We start from the raw sequence: 14,450 nt of genomic DNA on the forward strand, positions 1-14,450 counted from the left end.
ATAAAAAAGGCCCAGGGGTGTGCAGAGGGGCGCGGCCTTGTGCCCCTTTGCGGTTTTCTCACATTCCAATGTGATCTACCCTCTGCGGGGGCCGCAGCCTATGTGCCATACAGCCGGAGGCCACAGCCTATGCGGCATATACGGCCGATGTTCCGCAATCCATGCGGTATATACAGCCGGAGTTCCGCAATCTATGCGGCCATTCGGCCGGGTCTCCGCGATCTATATTATGCAACAATATATCCTACAGAAATATACAAAGTTCCGTTTGATACATTTCGGCTCAGTGTCGAATTGCCGATACAGAAGCATACAGACACAAGTTAGTTTCTTTCAGCATTCCACAATCGCTGCACTATATAAAAAAGGCCCAGGGGTGTGCAGAGGGGCGCGGCCTTGTGCCCCTTTGCGGTTTTCTCACATTCCAATGTGATCTACCCTCTGCGGGGGGCCGCAGCCTATGTGCCATACAGCCGGAGGCCGCAGCCTATGCGGTTATACGACCGGAGTTCCGCAATCCATGCGGCATATACGGCCGGGATTCCGCAATCCATGCGGCCATTCGGCCGGGGTCTCCGCAGCCCATGCGGTTATTATTTCCCCATACAAAATTTAGAAAATATCTCATTAACAAGGTCTTCCCCAAGTGATTCTCCCAGAATCCGTCCCAGACTTTCGTATGCATCTGTCAGGTCTATGGAATAAAAATCCTCCGGCATTCCGCTTTCTATGCTATTTTCTACCAGAGAAAGACTTTCCTGTGCTTTTAAAAGTTCCTGTCTGTGGCGTTCATTGGTGATGTAGACTTCATCATTGAAGTCAATCTCCCCACTGAAGAACATTTCCCGGATTTTTTCTTCCAGGTCTGTGATCCCGGTTTCTTCTTTTGCGGAGATCGGGATCACCGGCTGGTTTATTCTGCTCTTTAAATCCTCTATATCTATAGCAGATTCAAGGTCTGTCTTGCTGTAGAGGACAATTGTCTTTTTCTCTTGCAAAATTTTTATGATTTCTTCGTCGTTTTCATCTAACGGTACGGAGGAATCTACGACATAGAGGATCAGGTCTGCGTCTGCTGCCATTTCCTTGGCTTTGGATACGCCGATTTTCTCTACGATGTCTTCTGTCTGGCGGATTCCGGCTGTGTCAGCGATCTTTAATGTGATCCCATGCAGGTTGATATACTCTTCCAGTACGTCTCTGGTGGTTCCTGCGATATCGGTCACGATGGCTCTGTCCTCTCCCAGAAGCAGGTTCAGCAGAGAAGATTTCCCTGCGTTCGGCTTGCCCAGGATCACGGTCCGGATACCTTCCTGTATGATCTTTCCGTCTCCGGCTGTTTTTAACAGGTTCTGTATTTTTTCTTTTTCTTCTGCTACGATCTGTTCTAATTCTTCCGAATATCCTGTCAGATCATAGTACTCAGGATCGTCTAATGCCGATTCAATGTACGCTATATGGTACAGTAGTTTTTCTCTGATCTGCTGTACAGTTTTTCGGACTGAACCTTTTAATTGTCCTACAGAATTCTTTAATGAGTACTCATTTTTGGACTGTATCACGTCCATAACGGCCTCCGCCTGGGAAAGATCGATCCTTCCATTGAGGAATGCACGCTTGGTAAATTCTCCCGGCTCGGCAATAATGGCTCCGTTTTTCAGCACAGTTTCCAGTACCTTTTTCATGGCTAAAACGCCGCCGTGGCAGTCGATTTCTATGGTATCTTCTCCTGTGTATGTCCGTGGTCCGCGCATGGCCATGACCAGCACTTCGTCTACCATTTCTTCGTTATCATAAATATATCCATAATGGATGGTGTGGCTTGGGACGTTTTTCAGAGATTTTTTTCCACCCTTGGAACGGTATACTCCGGATGCGATCTCAAAAGCCTCCGGGCCACTGATCCTGACGATCCCGATTCCCGATGCGCTCATAGCTGTGGAAATCGCAGCAATCGTTGTCTCTTCCATTTTTCACTCTCCTTTGTCAAACGGATAAAAGCATCCGCTATATCACACTGCAGCTGATCGCTACCATGCCGTTTATCCTGGTCCAGCGGATAAAAGCATCCGGTTAAACGCAAAAATGTTACTCCGGAAAAGCTTTTTACACGCAAAAAACACGTGTTATTCACGCTTTCACCTAGAATAACATCTTCTGTCAGTTTCCATATTTATAATGCTGATCTCTGCATTCCGGATGTCCGCTGCAGAAATATCTTTTGTTATTTGCTCTTCAATGATTATAAAGAATTGTTGCGGAGATTGCAATGATAATTTTTAATTTTCAGTTCCATACAAAAAAGCCGTACCCACGGAGCTTACGCTCCGGGATACGGCTTATAGCTTTACCGGTGGATCATCAATTATTGCGTTTCAGTTTTACTACTACATGTCTGTAAGGTTCTTCTCCCTCACTGACTGTCTCTACATAGCGGTTGCCCTGCAGAGATGCATGGATGATCCTTCTTTCGTACGGATTCATCGGTTCCAGAACTACCGGTTTTCTGGTTTTCTTTACCTTGAAGGCGATTCCTCTTGCAAGGTTCTCCAGAGTTTCCCTACGACGGCGTCTGTAGTCCTCGGTATCGAGTTTTACACGAATGTAGGTAGACTCGCCTTTGTTTACCACAAGGCTTGTCAGATACTGAAGAGAATCCAGTGTCTGGCCTCTTTTTCCGATGAGGATACCCATATCCTCACCTTCAAAATCCACATCCAGAGAACCGTCTGCAGTGTTGTATTTCGATGTGATCTCCAATTCTCCAAGATCCATGGAGCCGAATACGTCACGAAGAAATACGACTGCTCTCTCCTCAACCTCTCTGATCTTCTCCGGATCGCTGAGGATCTCTATCGGTCTGCCCTGCTTCGGTGCTCTCTCACGTGTTTCCTTCGGCTGACGCTCCTTTGGAGCTCTTGGCTGTTTCTCACGTGCAGGCTTTGCTTTGCCCTGGAAATCCCTTGCAGGTCTTTCCTTTGGCGCTGCTGCCTTTGCAGGTGCTTCTTCAGATGCCTTCTCCACCTGTACAGCTTCTTTCTTCACCGGCTTCTTCTCCTCTGCAGGAGCTGCTTTCGGTGCAGATTCTTTCTTTACATCCGGAGTAAAAGGCTTTTCTAATTTCTTCTCTTCTTTGATAGCGTCCAGTTTCACGGACTCTACCAGTTCATCGATTTCCTGCATATCAGAAACTGGCTCGATTCTGCGAACTTTGATCACGGCAGGTTTGCTGCCGATTCCGAAGAATCCGGAGCTGCCTTCACTGATAACCTGAATATCAAGCTGGTCACTGGAAGTTCCAAGCTCAAGACACGCTTTTGTGATAGCTTCATTCTTTGTTTTTGCTGAAAACTGAATGTAATCCTCCATTACGAACCCCTCCGTTCCTGATTATTTCTTCTTATTTCTCTCATCAAAGTCTCTTACGAGATTTGCTTTGGCTGTGATGCTGCCCGGTTTTGCACTTCTTGCCTTCTCATAAGCAGTATCAACCTTCTGTGCTCTGTCTGAAGCACCGTTGTTTCCGCTGTTGCCCTTATTGATCACAGGTTTATTGATATTCTTGGCGGACTGATGAGCCTGATTGGTGATCTTCTGCGGCGGAAGTCCTTCCTTCGCACGCTTCGCTTCGATCTTCTTCATATTCTCATTAACCAGATCATCAATGTTCATCTTATCAAGATGACGATTGATCGCAAACTGCTGGGCACTTCGAACGACAGCACTGGCGATCCAGTAGATACCAAGACCAACCGGGAATGTGAAACAGAAGAATGCAGACATCAGAGGCATGACCATGTTCATGGTTTTCATGGAGTTTGCCATTGCGCTGGCCTGATCATTTCCGTCTGCCGGCTGTGTTGCAGCCTGTGGCATAAGCTTCAGGTTCAGCATCTGAGTTGCCCATGCAAGAACCGGGATCAGAAGTGCTACGATCGCAAGTAACAGAGAACCATGATTTTTGAAGAATTCCATGATATAGTACAGCGGCTGGTCTGCGATATTCAGTCCACAGAAGCCCTGCATCTTGGAAATATTGCCGGATGCTTTTGTGATCGCATCAGAAAATCCTGAAAACTGATCCATCTGTGCCAGCTCTTTCCACTGGGAAGGAGAAAGTGCATACAGAAAATCAACAATAGAGTTACTTGTAGCATTTCCGGCACTGTCCATAACGAGACGTACTCGTGTCATGGAATGGTCTGTGATAAACTGCTGCAGGATATCTGTGTATCCGTTTACAGCTACCAGGTTGTCAACTACACCAGTAAAAATGTTCTTTACACTTCCAACATAAGCAGGAATCCGGTAGATAACCTGATACAGAGCAAACAGAATAGGCATCTGAATGGCTAACTGTACACAGCTACCGGTTGGAGAAACACCATATTTCTGATAAACAGCCTGGGTTTCTTCGTTCATTTTCATCATGGAGGCCTGATCCTTTTTACCCTGATATTTCTTCTGGATCTTCTGGATCTCAGGCTGCATGATCGCGCTTAACTTGGAGAATTTCTGCTGCTTGATCTGCAGCGGTGTCATAAAGGCAAAGATAAGAATACTGAAGATAATGATACAAAGACCAATGTTCTGGATTCCGAACAGGCCGTCAAGCATCTTATATATGCCATCCATGATCCATCCCATCACAGACGCGATCTGTCCGATAATAGGAGTTCCGGTTTTTGTTGCTAAAAACAGTTCCAAATTCATTTCCTCCTAGACTTCTTATTCAATTGTAAAAGTCCGGTAACTATTCATTCGTCCACTAACTGCGGAGGTACTGAACAGTTACAAATTCCGATAACTGCTCTGCCCGGGAAAAGGCTGAACAGTCACAAAATAATTCATGGCACAGGATCATAGCCTCCGTGGGAAAAAGGATTGCATCGCAATATCCTCCATACCGCAAGAAGACTGCCCTTAAATGCGCCATATTTTTCGATTGCTTCCAAACCATATTGAGAACATGTGGGAATATAAGGACATTTCGTTCTCTTCATCGGCGATATATATTTTTGATAGAGCCTTATCATCTTAATCAGAAATTTCTTTATCATGTTCATTCCCTGTTATATGATGCTTTCTTGCAAGATGCAGAAAAGCACTCTCGATCTCGTGAAAGCTCTTGCCCTTGGCTGCGGCTCTCGCTACTACTACAATATCAAGGTTACTGTCAAAATCTGTTTCGTTGAGACGATAGCTTTCTCTGATCAGTCTGGTGAGTCTGTGGCGAACCACACTGTTCCCTACTTTTTTGCTTACTGATATTCCCAGACGATTCTTCATGTGCTGATTCTTCAGCACGTACATCACCAGAAGCCGATTTGCGTACGATGTTCCGTTCTGATATACAACTTTAAAATCTTGATTTTTCTTTAAGGACTCTGATCTGATCAAACGAATCCTCCTTAATTAGATTCCGCCTGCGCGGATATTTCTCCGAATAGAAGAAAAGACCACATAAATGCGGTCTTGCAGCTTATGCTGATAACTGTTTTCTTCCTTTTAATCTTCTTGCAGCTAATACTTTACGTCCGCCCTTTGTGCTCATGCGAGCTCTGAAGCCGTGAACTTTAGCTCTGGATCTCTTTTTTGGCTGAAATGTCATCTTCATAGGTAAAGCACCTCCTTTATCTATTTTTAATTGTTATGAAATAACTTATCATTCAGAACATCGTTTCAATTATATAAATAAACCTCCTTTTCGTCAAGTAAAAATTGCAAAAAACCCGATAAAATCAAGGGTCCTATAAAATACCCCCACCTTACGGTATTTATTTTTTTCTCTTATGTGGAAAGCGCTTATGGTTTACGTAACATTATCCACATTTTGTGGATAACTTGTGGATAACTTGTGGATTGACCGGAAATCTATCCACTTTTTCAGAGGGTTTGTTCACATCGTTTTCAAAAAAACCCTTTATTTGCGGTATTTTTAAGGTGGATTTTTTTATACACATAATTCTTCCACATTTTCCACCAATTCTCGACTTATGGAAACCTCCAGGACTTTTATCCACAATAATCCACCCTAATCCACAGTAATTTCCCCACATTATCCACATTCTTTTCCCCAAAATCTCAAGGATTTTCCATTGCGAAAACCCCATTTTCATTGTAATATATAAAAGGATATCTATCTCCAGTCGCAGACTGGGGTTATTATAATACTCATGGGAGGAAAAAATGGACGCTGTTATTGAAAAATGGGAGGAGATCCTGCAAACTGTCAAATCTGAATATGAGGTGACTGATGTCCCTTTTAATACCTGGCTCAAGCCGCTGAAAGTTTATGAGGTTGACGGAAAGCTGATAACAGTGGTTGTTCCCTCTGAACAGGCAGCGATCGGAGTCAATTACATCAGTAAACGTTACAAAATACCCCTCCAGGTTACTATCTGTGTACTGACAGGCATGGAAGAATGCGAGGTTCGCTTCGTTCTGGAAAAAGATCTCCCCAAAAAAACAGAAAAAAACACTTCTTATGATAAACAGGTTCAGGATACACGTTACGAAGAAGCGCATTTAAATCCAAAATACACCTTCGACACCTTCGTTGTAGGAAGTAATAACAAATTCGCCCAGGCCGCAGCTCTTGCAGTTGCTGAATCACCGGGAGATACCTACAATCCACTGTTTATCTATGGCGGAGCCGGTCTTGGTAAGACGCATCTTATGCATTCCATCGCCCATTTCATTCTGGAACACGACGAAAACAGCCGTGTTTTGTATGTAACCAGTGAGGAATTTACCAACGAGCTGATCGAAACCATCCGAAACGGAAATAACACGGCAATGAGCAAATTCCGTGAAAAATACAGAAATATCGACGTTCTTCTTGTCGATGATATTCAGTTTATTATAGGAAAAGAATCCACACAGGAGGAATTTTTCCATACATTTAACAGTCTTCACAGTGCCAAAAAGCAGATCATCATATCCTCTGATAAACCACCGAAGGATATGGAGATCCTGGAAGAGCGCTTCCGTTCCCGGTTCGAGTGGGGTCTGATCGCAGATATCACGCTGCCTGATTACGAAACCCGAATGGCGATCCTTCATAAAAATGAAGAAATGAACGGCTACAACATCAGTGAAGATGTTATCAAATATATCGCTACCAATATCAAATCCAATATCCGTGAGCTGGAAGGTGCCTTTAACAAGGTCATGGCCGGAGCCAAGCTTGAGAAAAAGGAAGTAACTCTGGAGCTGGCAGAGCAGGCACTGAAGGATATTATTTCTCCGGATGAGAAAAAAGTGATCACACCGGAATACATCATCTCCGTTGTTGCAGAGCATTACGGAGTCACACCTGCGGACTTAAGCGGAAACAAACGAAACTCCAAGATCGTCATGCCCCGCCAGGTTTCCATGTATCTCTGCCGTGAGATCATATCCACACCTTTGAAAAATATCGGAAAAGCGCTCGGAAACCGTGACCATACCACCGTTATGCACGGTATCGAAAAGATCGAAAACGAATTGCAGAACGACGATAACTTAAAAAATACCATTGATATATTGAAAAAGAAGATTAATCCACAAGGTTAGGGAAGTTTTCCACATTACTGGTGTATAACGTGTTGATTATATGTGGAGAGATGTGTACAACTTTTTTTGCCAAAATGCGGCGGTAATTTTATCCCCGGGTTATTCACATGCGAAACTACCACTTTTACACAAAGTTATCCCAACGGAAAACCCCTGAAAACATCAGGCCTGCGGGAGTTTTTCACAAAATCTGGCCCCCTACGGCGGTTACTGCGGATTTTTTCTATAAATATATTTATAAAAACCACAAATTATTCAGAAAGGGAGTTATACACACTATGAAAATCATCTGCTCCAAATCAAGTCTGTTAAAAAGTGTAAGTATCGCACTCAAAGCAGTTCCATCAAAAACCACGATGCCGATTCTGGAATGTATTCTCATGGATGCAACCACCAACCAGATCAAATTTACCACCAACGATATGGAGCTGGGAATTGAAACGATCGTTGAGGGTACTATTGAAGAAAAAGGTAAAGTTGCTCTTGATGCAAAAATCTTCTATGAAATCATCAGACGACTTCCGGATAATGATGTTACCATTAAGACCGATGATAAATATGCAGCAACCATTACCTGTGAAAAAGCAAAATTCAATATCCCTGGAAAATCAGGAGAAGATTTTGCTTATTTACCGATGATCGAGAAGGATGAACCGCTGACGATCTCTCAGTACACACTGAAAGAAATGATCCGCCAGACTATTTTTTCGATTGCTGTAAATGAAAACAATAAGCTTATGACCGGTGAACTTTTTGAGATCAAAAATAACTGTCTGAAGGTAGTTTCTCTGGACGGACATCGTATCTCTATCCGCAAAATGTCTCTTAAGAAAGATTATTCTGACCGTAAGGTGGTAGTTCCGGGCAAAACTTTAAGCGAGGTCAGCAAGATCCTTTCCGGAGAAGTGGATGATCAGGTCAGCATTTACTTTACAAAAAACCATATTTTATTTGAATTTGATCAGACTATGGTAGTTTCCAGACTGATCGAGGGAGAATATTTCAGAATTGACCAGATGCTTTCCAGTGATTATGAGACAAAACTGAAGATCAACAAAAAAGAGTTCCTGGATTGTATCGACCGTGCCACACTTCTGGTACGTGAGGTTGATAAAAAACCGATCATCATCAACATCACGGACGATGATATGGAGCTGCGCATTGATTCTGCAATGGGTTCCATGAATGAAGAGATCGATATTGAAAAAGAGGGTAAGGATATCATGATCGGCTTCAACCCGAAATTCCTGATCGATGCGCTTCGTGTTATTGATGATGAAACCGTGACGATCTATCTTGTAAATCCGAAGGCCCCGTGCTTTATCCGTGACGATGAGGAGAACTATACTTACCTGATCCTTCCTGTAAATATCAACCAGAATCAGGCCAGATAAGACCTGGGGTAATGTGACCGTTTTTGACCGATTGTGCATGGGAATGCGATCGTGTTCTGAAAATTGTTTTATGCGTAAACTGCTGGAAGGGGGTATTTAAATTACCACCTTCCGGTGAAATTTGTATTTTGGGGGATTTTAAATACCGCCAGAAGATCAGAAAAGACCGATCTGACGGAGAAAATACCCCGGAGATAAGAGGAGAAAAAATTGGAGATCAGAATTAAAGACGAATTTATCAAGCTTGGCCAGGCGCTGAAGCTGGCCGGTGTTGTGGAGGACGGCGTTGAGGCGAAATATGCCATCAATGATGGTCTGGTACTGGTAAACGGTGAGGTGGAGAACCGCCGTGGCCGCAAGATCCATCCTGGAGATACCATTTCCTACGATGGAAAAGATATTTATGTGATCGGGTGAAGGAATGTACATTGAATCCATCAGACTGAATAATTTCAGGAATTATGAGTCGCTGGAGATGAATTTTGATCAGGGCACCAATATTCTCTACGGTGACAATGCCCAGGGAAAGACCAATATCCTGGAGGCGGTTTATCTGGCAGGTACCAGCAAATCCCACAAGGGAAGCAAGGACCGGGAGATGATCCGCTTTGAGAATGAGGAATCCCATATCCGAATGATGGTGAAGAAGGGCGATCTTTCATACAAAATAGACATGCACCTCCGGAAAAACAAAGCAAAGGGAGTTGCCATCAACGGGCTGCCGATCCGCAAGGCAAGGGAGCTGCTGGGGGTGGTGAATCTGGTGTTTTTTTCTCCGGAGGATCTTAATATTATCAAGAATGGACCGGGAGAGAGAAGACGTTTTCTGGATTCGGAGCTTTGTCAGCTGGATGGTGTTTATATCACGGAGCTGGCCGGCTACAATCACATCGTGAACCAGAGAAACCGTCTTCTCAAAGACTGTTGTATGAACCCCGGGCTGAAAGGTACCCTGGATGTCTGGGATATGCAGATGGTCGATTACGGAAAGAAGATCATCGGGAAGCGGGAAGCCTTTGTGGAGGAGCTTAACGAGATCGCAAGGGGGCTTCATAAAGGCCTTACCGGCGGGATCGAGGAGCTGGAGATTCTGTACGAGCCAAGTGTGACGGCGGCGGAGTTTGAGGATAAGCTTTCCAGGAACCGGGAGCGGGATCTTCGGATGAAGCTGACCTCCGTGGGACCGCACAGAGATGATTTCTGCGTAAAGGTCAACGGGATCGACATCCGGAGGTATGGTTCCCAGGGGCAGCAGAGGACTGCGGCCCTTTCCCTGAAGCTTTCGGAGATCTATCTGGTGAAGAAAAAAATCCGGGATACACCGGTGCTTCTGCTGGATGATGTTCTTTCGGAGCTGGATAGCAGCAGGCAGACATATCTGCTAGAAAGCATCCACGATATACAGACTCTGATCACCTGTACAGGACTGGATGATTTTGTCAGCCATCAGTTCAAGATCAACAGGGTTTTTCAGGTGGTAAAGGGGCATGTTTATATGCCTAAAGGGTTTTGACAAGCCCGTATGCATATGGTAAACTGATTCTGATTATGGAAAGTTGGTGAATATTTTGGATAAAGAGGAGTTTCGCGTTAAGCTGGGACAGATCAATAAGCTGGTCGAGACCCAGGATTACAAAGGCGCCATGCAGATTGTGGACAGCATTGACTGGCGTCGTGTGAAAAACGTCCGTACCCTTTGTGTAGTGGGCGAGATCTACGCGGCCAACAAGCGCTATGAAGAGAGCAAGGAAATTTTTCTTCTTGCCTACCACAGAGCGCCGATCGGCAAGAACATACTTTACCGTCTGATCGAGGTTTCCCTGAAAATGGGACAGATCAGTGAAGCCACAGAGTTCTTTGATGAGTACAGAGAAGTGGCAGGTAACGATAACAGTCAGTATATACTGCGATACAAGATTGCCAGAGCAAAGAATGCATCTCTGAATGAACAGATCCGTATTCTTGAGGAATATAAGGAGAAAGAGTTTACAGAGCGCTGGTCCTATGAACTGGCCAAACTCTATTACAAGGCAGGAGACAAGCAGAAGTGCCTGGATCTCTGCAATGAGATGATTCTCTGGTTTAATGATGGAAATTATGTGATGAAGGCCCTTGACCTGAAACAGCGTATGGGAGTTCTCACAGGAGAAGAAAAAGAGAAATACGAACAGCGTTTTATTCCAAAACTGATTCCGCCGGAAAAGGCGAAGGAGATCAGGGAAAGTAAGGAAACAGAAACGGCAGGGGAGTCCGAGTATGAGGAATCCAGACCGGTTACAGATACGATTCAGGTAGATGATGAACGAGATCTGAACAGTGCTGAGACTTTCCAGGAGAAGATTTCCAAAGGTATCCGGGATATCTTCGGCGGTCATAAGAAGGCAGCGGAAGAACCAGAGGATATGGAAGAAGACGTACAGGATGAATCAGAAGATTTCACTGAGGAAGAGGCAGAGGATGTTCAGGAAGGTGAAGAAACACCGGAAGAAGAAACTGCTGCCACAGAAGAATCAGCAGAATCTGAGGAAACGGATTCTGAGGACACAGAGGAAGAAATTCCGGAATCTGAAGATGGAGAAGAACTGCTGTCATCCGGTATCGAAAATCTGTCCGGAGGAACTGCAGAATTAAAAGCAGAGATCCAGAAAGAAGCAGCAGAGCCTATACAGACTACAGAACAGGAATTATCCCAGAGTGTTGCAGAGATCATGAAGGCGTCTCAGGAAAAGGAATCAGAAGAGCCATCCGGCGTTCCGCTTAACGAGGAAGGAAAACCTGATTTCTCAGCGACAATCCGTATGCCACAGCTTAAGATTCCGAAATCAATGATCAATGTAGACCCGGAAAATGCAAGCGCTGCAGCCAAAATTCCGGACGCATCCGAAATTTTCGGAAGTATTGATGAAATTGCGGCTGAGGTGGCCAAGGATAAAGAAACAAAGGCAGAAACAGAAGAAGAGCAGGAGTTCAATCTGGAGGATACAATTCTTGCTGCCGCAACAGAGCAGGGAATTGATATTCCGGAAGAAGAAAAATCACCGGATGTACAGATGTCAGATGTAACTGAGGAGACAGATGACGAAGACGATCTGGATATCGTAGCGGATGAATTTGTTCCGGAAGAGCCGGATGCTGCAGATATTGAAGATATTATGGCGCAGATTTCCGCACAGCAGGCAGAAGATGCGAAGCAGTCTGAGCGTGAGCGCACAAGAGTTCCGGATCTGATTCTGGACGAAGATGAAGAGCCGGTTACAGAAGAAGATATGCAGGCTGCAGAAGCAGAATTTCTCAATGGCCCGGCCGGTGTTTCCAAGCCAGTGGAAGAGGACGCTTTTGAAGATATTGAAGAACTGAATGAAGAAGCACTCACAGATATGCCGGAGGAATTATCCCTGGATGAGGCTGCTTCGGAAGATGACACTGCTGAAAAGACAGCGGAGAAACTGGATGATGTTGCTACTGTTGTAGAAGAAGAGACACCTCTCGATGAGGAAGAAGAATACAGTACAGATGATGTTTCCGTTCAGAGTGAGGCAGAAGATGACGAAGAGGATGATTTTATCTCAAGCCTTACAGAAGATATGGAAGAGGACGACAGTGAAGAAGAACTCACGGAGGAAGAGCAGCTTGAGCGGTTCATCGAGGATATTCAGCCGGAAATTGATCCGAATACCATTATCTCCAGAAAAAGACAGCTCACAGATGAAGAGAAACAGCTTTTCACTTATTTTGTAGCAGTTCCGGGAATGAAAGAACAGCTGCTGGATGTGCTTTGTGATGTGCAGACGGGCGCTGCGGATCATACATCCCAGACAGGAAATGTAATCGTTATGGGTGGCAGAGAAACTGGAAAAACAAGACTGATTTCAAGTCTGATCCCGGCAATCTGCAAGGAGCTGAATATTGAGGCATCCAAGGTTGCCTACATATTTGCGGAAGACCTTAACGGAAAAAATATTGCAGAGATTGCATCCAAGCTTGCAGGCGGTTTCCTTGTTATTGAGAACGCAAACCAGCTTTCCCAGGAAACAGCAGATGAGCTTGATGAAGTAATGAATGGAAATACAAAGGGTATGATCGTGATCCTCGAGGATGAAAAGATCGGCATGCGTAAGCTGATCGCAAGATATCCGAAACTTGCGAAGAAATTTACATCCATGATCAATATTCCTGTATTTACAAATGATGAACTTGTTAATTTTGCCAAGGTTTACACCATGGAAAATGGATTCCGCATTGATCAGATGGGCATGCTTGCATTGTACAATCTGATCGGGATCAACCAGAAGGAAGATCAGCCGATGTGTATCGGAACTGTGAAGACCATGCTGGATAATGCCATGGCAAAAGCACAGGGCGGATTATTTAAACGCTCCAAGAAGCGTGTGGACCGTGACGGATTCACCGTACTTCTTGAAAAGGATTTCAGCTGAAAATAAACAGAAAAGCAGAGGTAAAAAATATGGCCAGACCTTATCTTGGTAACCCGAAATATACCATTGAAGTCCTTCAAAAGTATCATTTTGTTTTCCAGAAAAGGTTTGGTCAGAATTTTCTGATCGATGAACATGTTCTGGAAAAGATCATTGATTCTTCCGGAATAACGAAGGATGATTTCATACTGGAGATCGGTCCCGGAATCGGAACCATGACACAGTATCTTGCGGAAGCGGCCAGAGAAGTGGCTGCTGTGGAGATCGACAGTTCTCTGATCCCGATTCTTAAGGATACTCTGAAAGAATGGGACAATGTAACGGTGATCAACAACGATATCCTGAAAACAGATATCAAAAAGATTGCCGATGAAAAAAATGGCGGAAAACCTGTAAAGGTAGTCGCAAACCTGCCGTATTATATTACGACACCGATCATCATGGGACTTTTTGAGAAGAATGTTCCTGTGGATTCTATCACGGTTATGGTGCAGAAAGAGGTTGCAGACCGTATGCAGGTAGGACCTGGAACCAAGGATTACGGTGCGCTTTCTCTGGCTGTTCAGTATTACGCGAAGCCGGAGATCGTTGCAAATGTACCACCAAACTGTTTCATGCCACGGCCCAAGGTCGGAAGTGCGGTGATCAAGCTGACACGTTATGAGAAACCGCCGGTTGAGGTTCACGATGAACGCCTCATGTTCAGACTGATCCGTGCGTCATTTAACCAGAGAAGAAAGACTCTTGTAAACGGAATCAAAAACTCCGGAGATTTTTCCCTTGGAAAAGAAGAGATTGAGAAGATATTTGAGAAGTGTGGGCTTCCACTGAATATTCGAGGCGAAGCGCTGACACTGGAGCAGTTCGCCATGCTTGCCAACTGTATCTACGAAGAAAAAAATAATAAATAAAACATTACGCAAAAAGAACCCGGGCAGCTGTTCCGGGTTCTTTTTGCGTTTCCGGACGGGATAATTGGAGAGATATCCAATCCGGACATATATAACTTGTCATAGAAAGGAGGTTATGTCTGAGGTGTCAGACATAAGTAAGTAATGAAAAA

At 44.5% G+C, this 14,450-nt stretch carries 13 protein-coding genes; 6 read left to right on the forward strand and 7 right to left on the reverse strand.

Annotation, left to right across the window (positions count from 1 at the left end; all coding sequences use genetic code 11):
• Window positions 1–593: 593 nt before the first annotated feature.
• The 7 genes from mnmE to ACTNDQ_RS08100 form a co-directional block, all read right to left on the reverse strand.
• Window positions 594–1,970, reverse strand: coding sequence for a tRNA uridine-5-carboxymethylaminomethyl(34) synthesis GTPase MnmE (gene mnmE / locus ACTNDQ_RS08070; protein ID WP_441064358.1), 1,377 nt, complete (start codon window positions 1,968–1,970; stop codon window positions 594–596).
• 391 nt (window positions 1,971–2,361) lie between these two features.
• The gene (gene jag, locus ACTNDQ_RS08075) at window positions 2,362–3,369 is read right to left on the reverse strand and encodes an RNA-binding cell elongation regulator Jag/EloR (RefSeq protein WP_279201358.1); all 1,008 of its coding nucleotides are present in this window, start codon (window positions 3,367–3,369) and stop codon (window positions 2,362–2,364) included.
• A 21-nt stretch (window positions 3,370–3,390) separates the two neighbouring features.
• Complete coding sequence (gene yidC / locus ACTNDQ_RS08080; RefSeq protein ID WP_279201360.1) at window positions 3,391–4,713, reverse strand: membrane protein insertase YidC; 1,323 nt, start codon at window positions 4,711–4,713, stop codon at window positions 3,391–3,393.
• A 134-nt stretch (window positions 4,714–4,847) separates the two neighbouring features.
• Entirely contained in the window at window positions 4,848–5,060 is a 213-nt protein-coding gene (yidD, locus tag ACTNDQ_RS08085; protein ID WP_092072376.1) for a membrane protein insertion efficiency factor YidD, read from the reverse strand.
• A complete protein-coding gene (rnpA, locus tag ACTNDQ_RS08090) occupies window positions 5,038–5,400 on the reverse strand; it encodes a ribonuclease P protein component (protein WP_021650160.1) in 363 nt (120 codons plus the stop codon). Before rnpA ends, yidD begins: the two co-directional genes overlap by 23 nt.
• Window positions 5,401–5,482: 82 nt before the next feature.
• Window positions 5,483–5,617 carry a 50S ribosomal protein L34 gene (gene rpmH, locus ACTNDQ_RS08095; protein ID WP_005423866.1) on the reverse strand — a complete coding sequence of 45 codons (135 nt, stop codon included), beginning with the start codon at window positions 5,615–5,617 and terminating at the stop codon, window positions 5,483–5,485.
• A gap of 205 nt (window positions 5,618–5,822) precedes the next feature.
• On the reverse strand, window positions 5,823–6,068 hold the full coding sequence (locus ACTNDQ_RS08100; RefSeq protein WP_129975748.1) for a hypothetical protein: 246 nt from the start codon (window positions 6,066–6,068) through the stop codon (window positions 5,823–5,825).
• A 121-nt stretch (window positions 6,069–6,189) separates the two neighbouring features.
• Here ACTNDQ_RS08100 and dnaA point away from each other — a divergent pair, with 121 nt between their 5' ends.
• From dnaA to rsmA, 6 genes are all read left to right on the forward strand, one after another.
• Window positions 6,190–7,557, forward strand: a complete 1,368-nt coding sequence (dnaA, locus tag ACTNDQ_RS08105) for a chromosomal replication initiator protein DnaA (protein ID WP_015526555.1) — start codon at window positions 6,190–6,192, stop codon at window positions 7,555–7,557.
• Between the two features lie 278 nt (window positions 7,558–7,835).
• The gene (dnaN, locus tag ACTNDQ_RS08110; RefSeq protein ID WP_015526556.1) at window positions 7,836–8,951 is read left to right on the forward strand and encodes a DNA polymerase III subunit beta; all 1,116 of its coding nucleotides are present in this window, start codon (window positions 7,836–7,838) and stop codon (window positions 8,949–8,951) included.
• Between the two features lie 210 nt (window positions 8,952–9,161).
• The gene (locus tag ACTNDQ_RS08115; RefSeq protein ID WP_021650164.1) at window positions 9,162–9,368 is read left to right on the forward strand and encodes an RNA-binding S4 domain-containing protein; all 207 of its coding nucleotides are present in this window, start codon (window positions 9,162–9,164) and stop codon (window positions 9,366–9,368) included.
• A 4-nt stretch (window positions 9,369–9,372) separates the two neighbouring features.
• Window positions 9,373–10,464 (forward strand): DNA replication/repair protein RecF, encoded by a 1,092-nt coding sequence (gene recF / locus ACTNDQ_RS08120; protein ID WP_173754312.1) that lies wholly within the window; start codon window positions 9,373–9,375, stop codon window positions 10,462–10,464.
• 55 nt (window positions 10,465–10,519) lie between these two features.
• Window positions 10,520–13,387: a tetratricopeptide repeat protein gene (locus ACTNDQ_RS08125; protein ID WP_441064359.1), complete on the forward strand. Its 2,868-nt coding sequence runs from the start codon at window positions 10,520–10,522 to the stop codon at window positions 13,385–13,387.
• A 29-nt stretch (window positions 13,388–13,416) separates the two neighbouring features.
• Window positions 13,417–14,298, forward strand: coding sequence for a 16S rRNA (adenine(1518)-N(6)/adenine(1519)-N(6))-dimethyltransferase RsmA (gene rsmA, locus ACTNDQ_RS08130; protein WP_148445722.1), 882 nt, complete (start codon window positions 13,417–13,419; stop codon window positions 14,296–14,298).
• The last annotated feature ends 152 nt before the right edge of the window (window positions 14,299–14,450 follow it).

It is taken from the genome of Blautia massiliensis (ex Liu et al. 2021), from assembly GCF_052064225.1.
In the GTDB taxonomy this organism is placed as follows: domain Bacteria; phylum Bacillota; class Clostridia; order Lachnospirales; family Lachnospiraceae; genus Blautia_A; species Blautia_A fusiformis.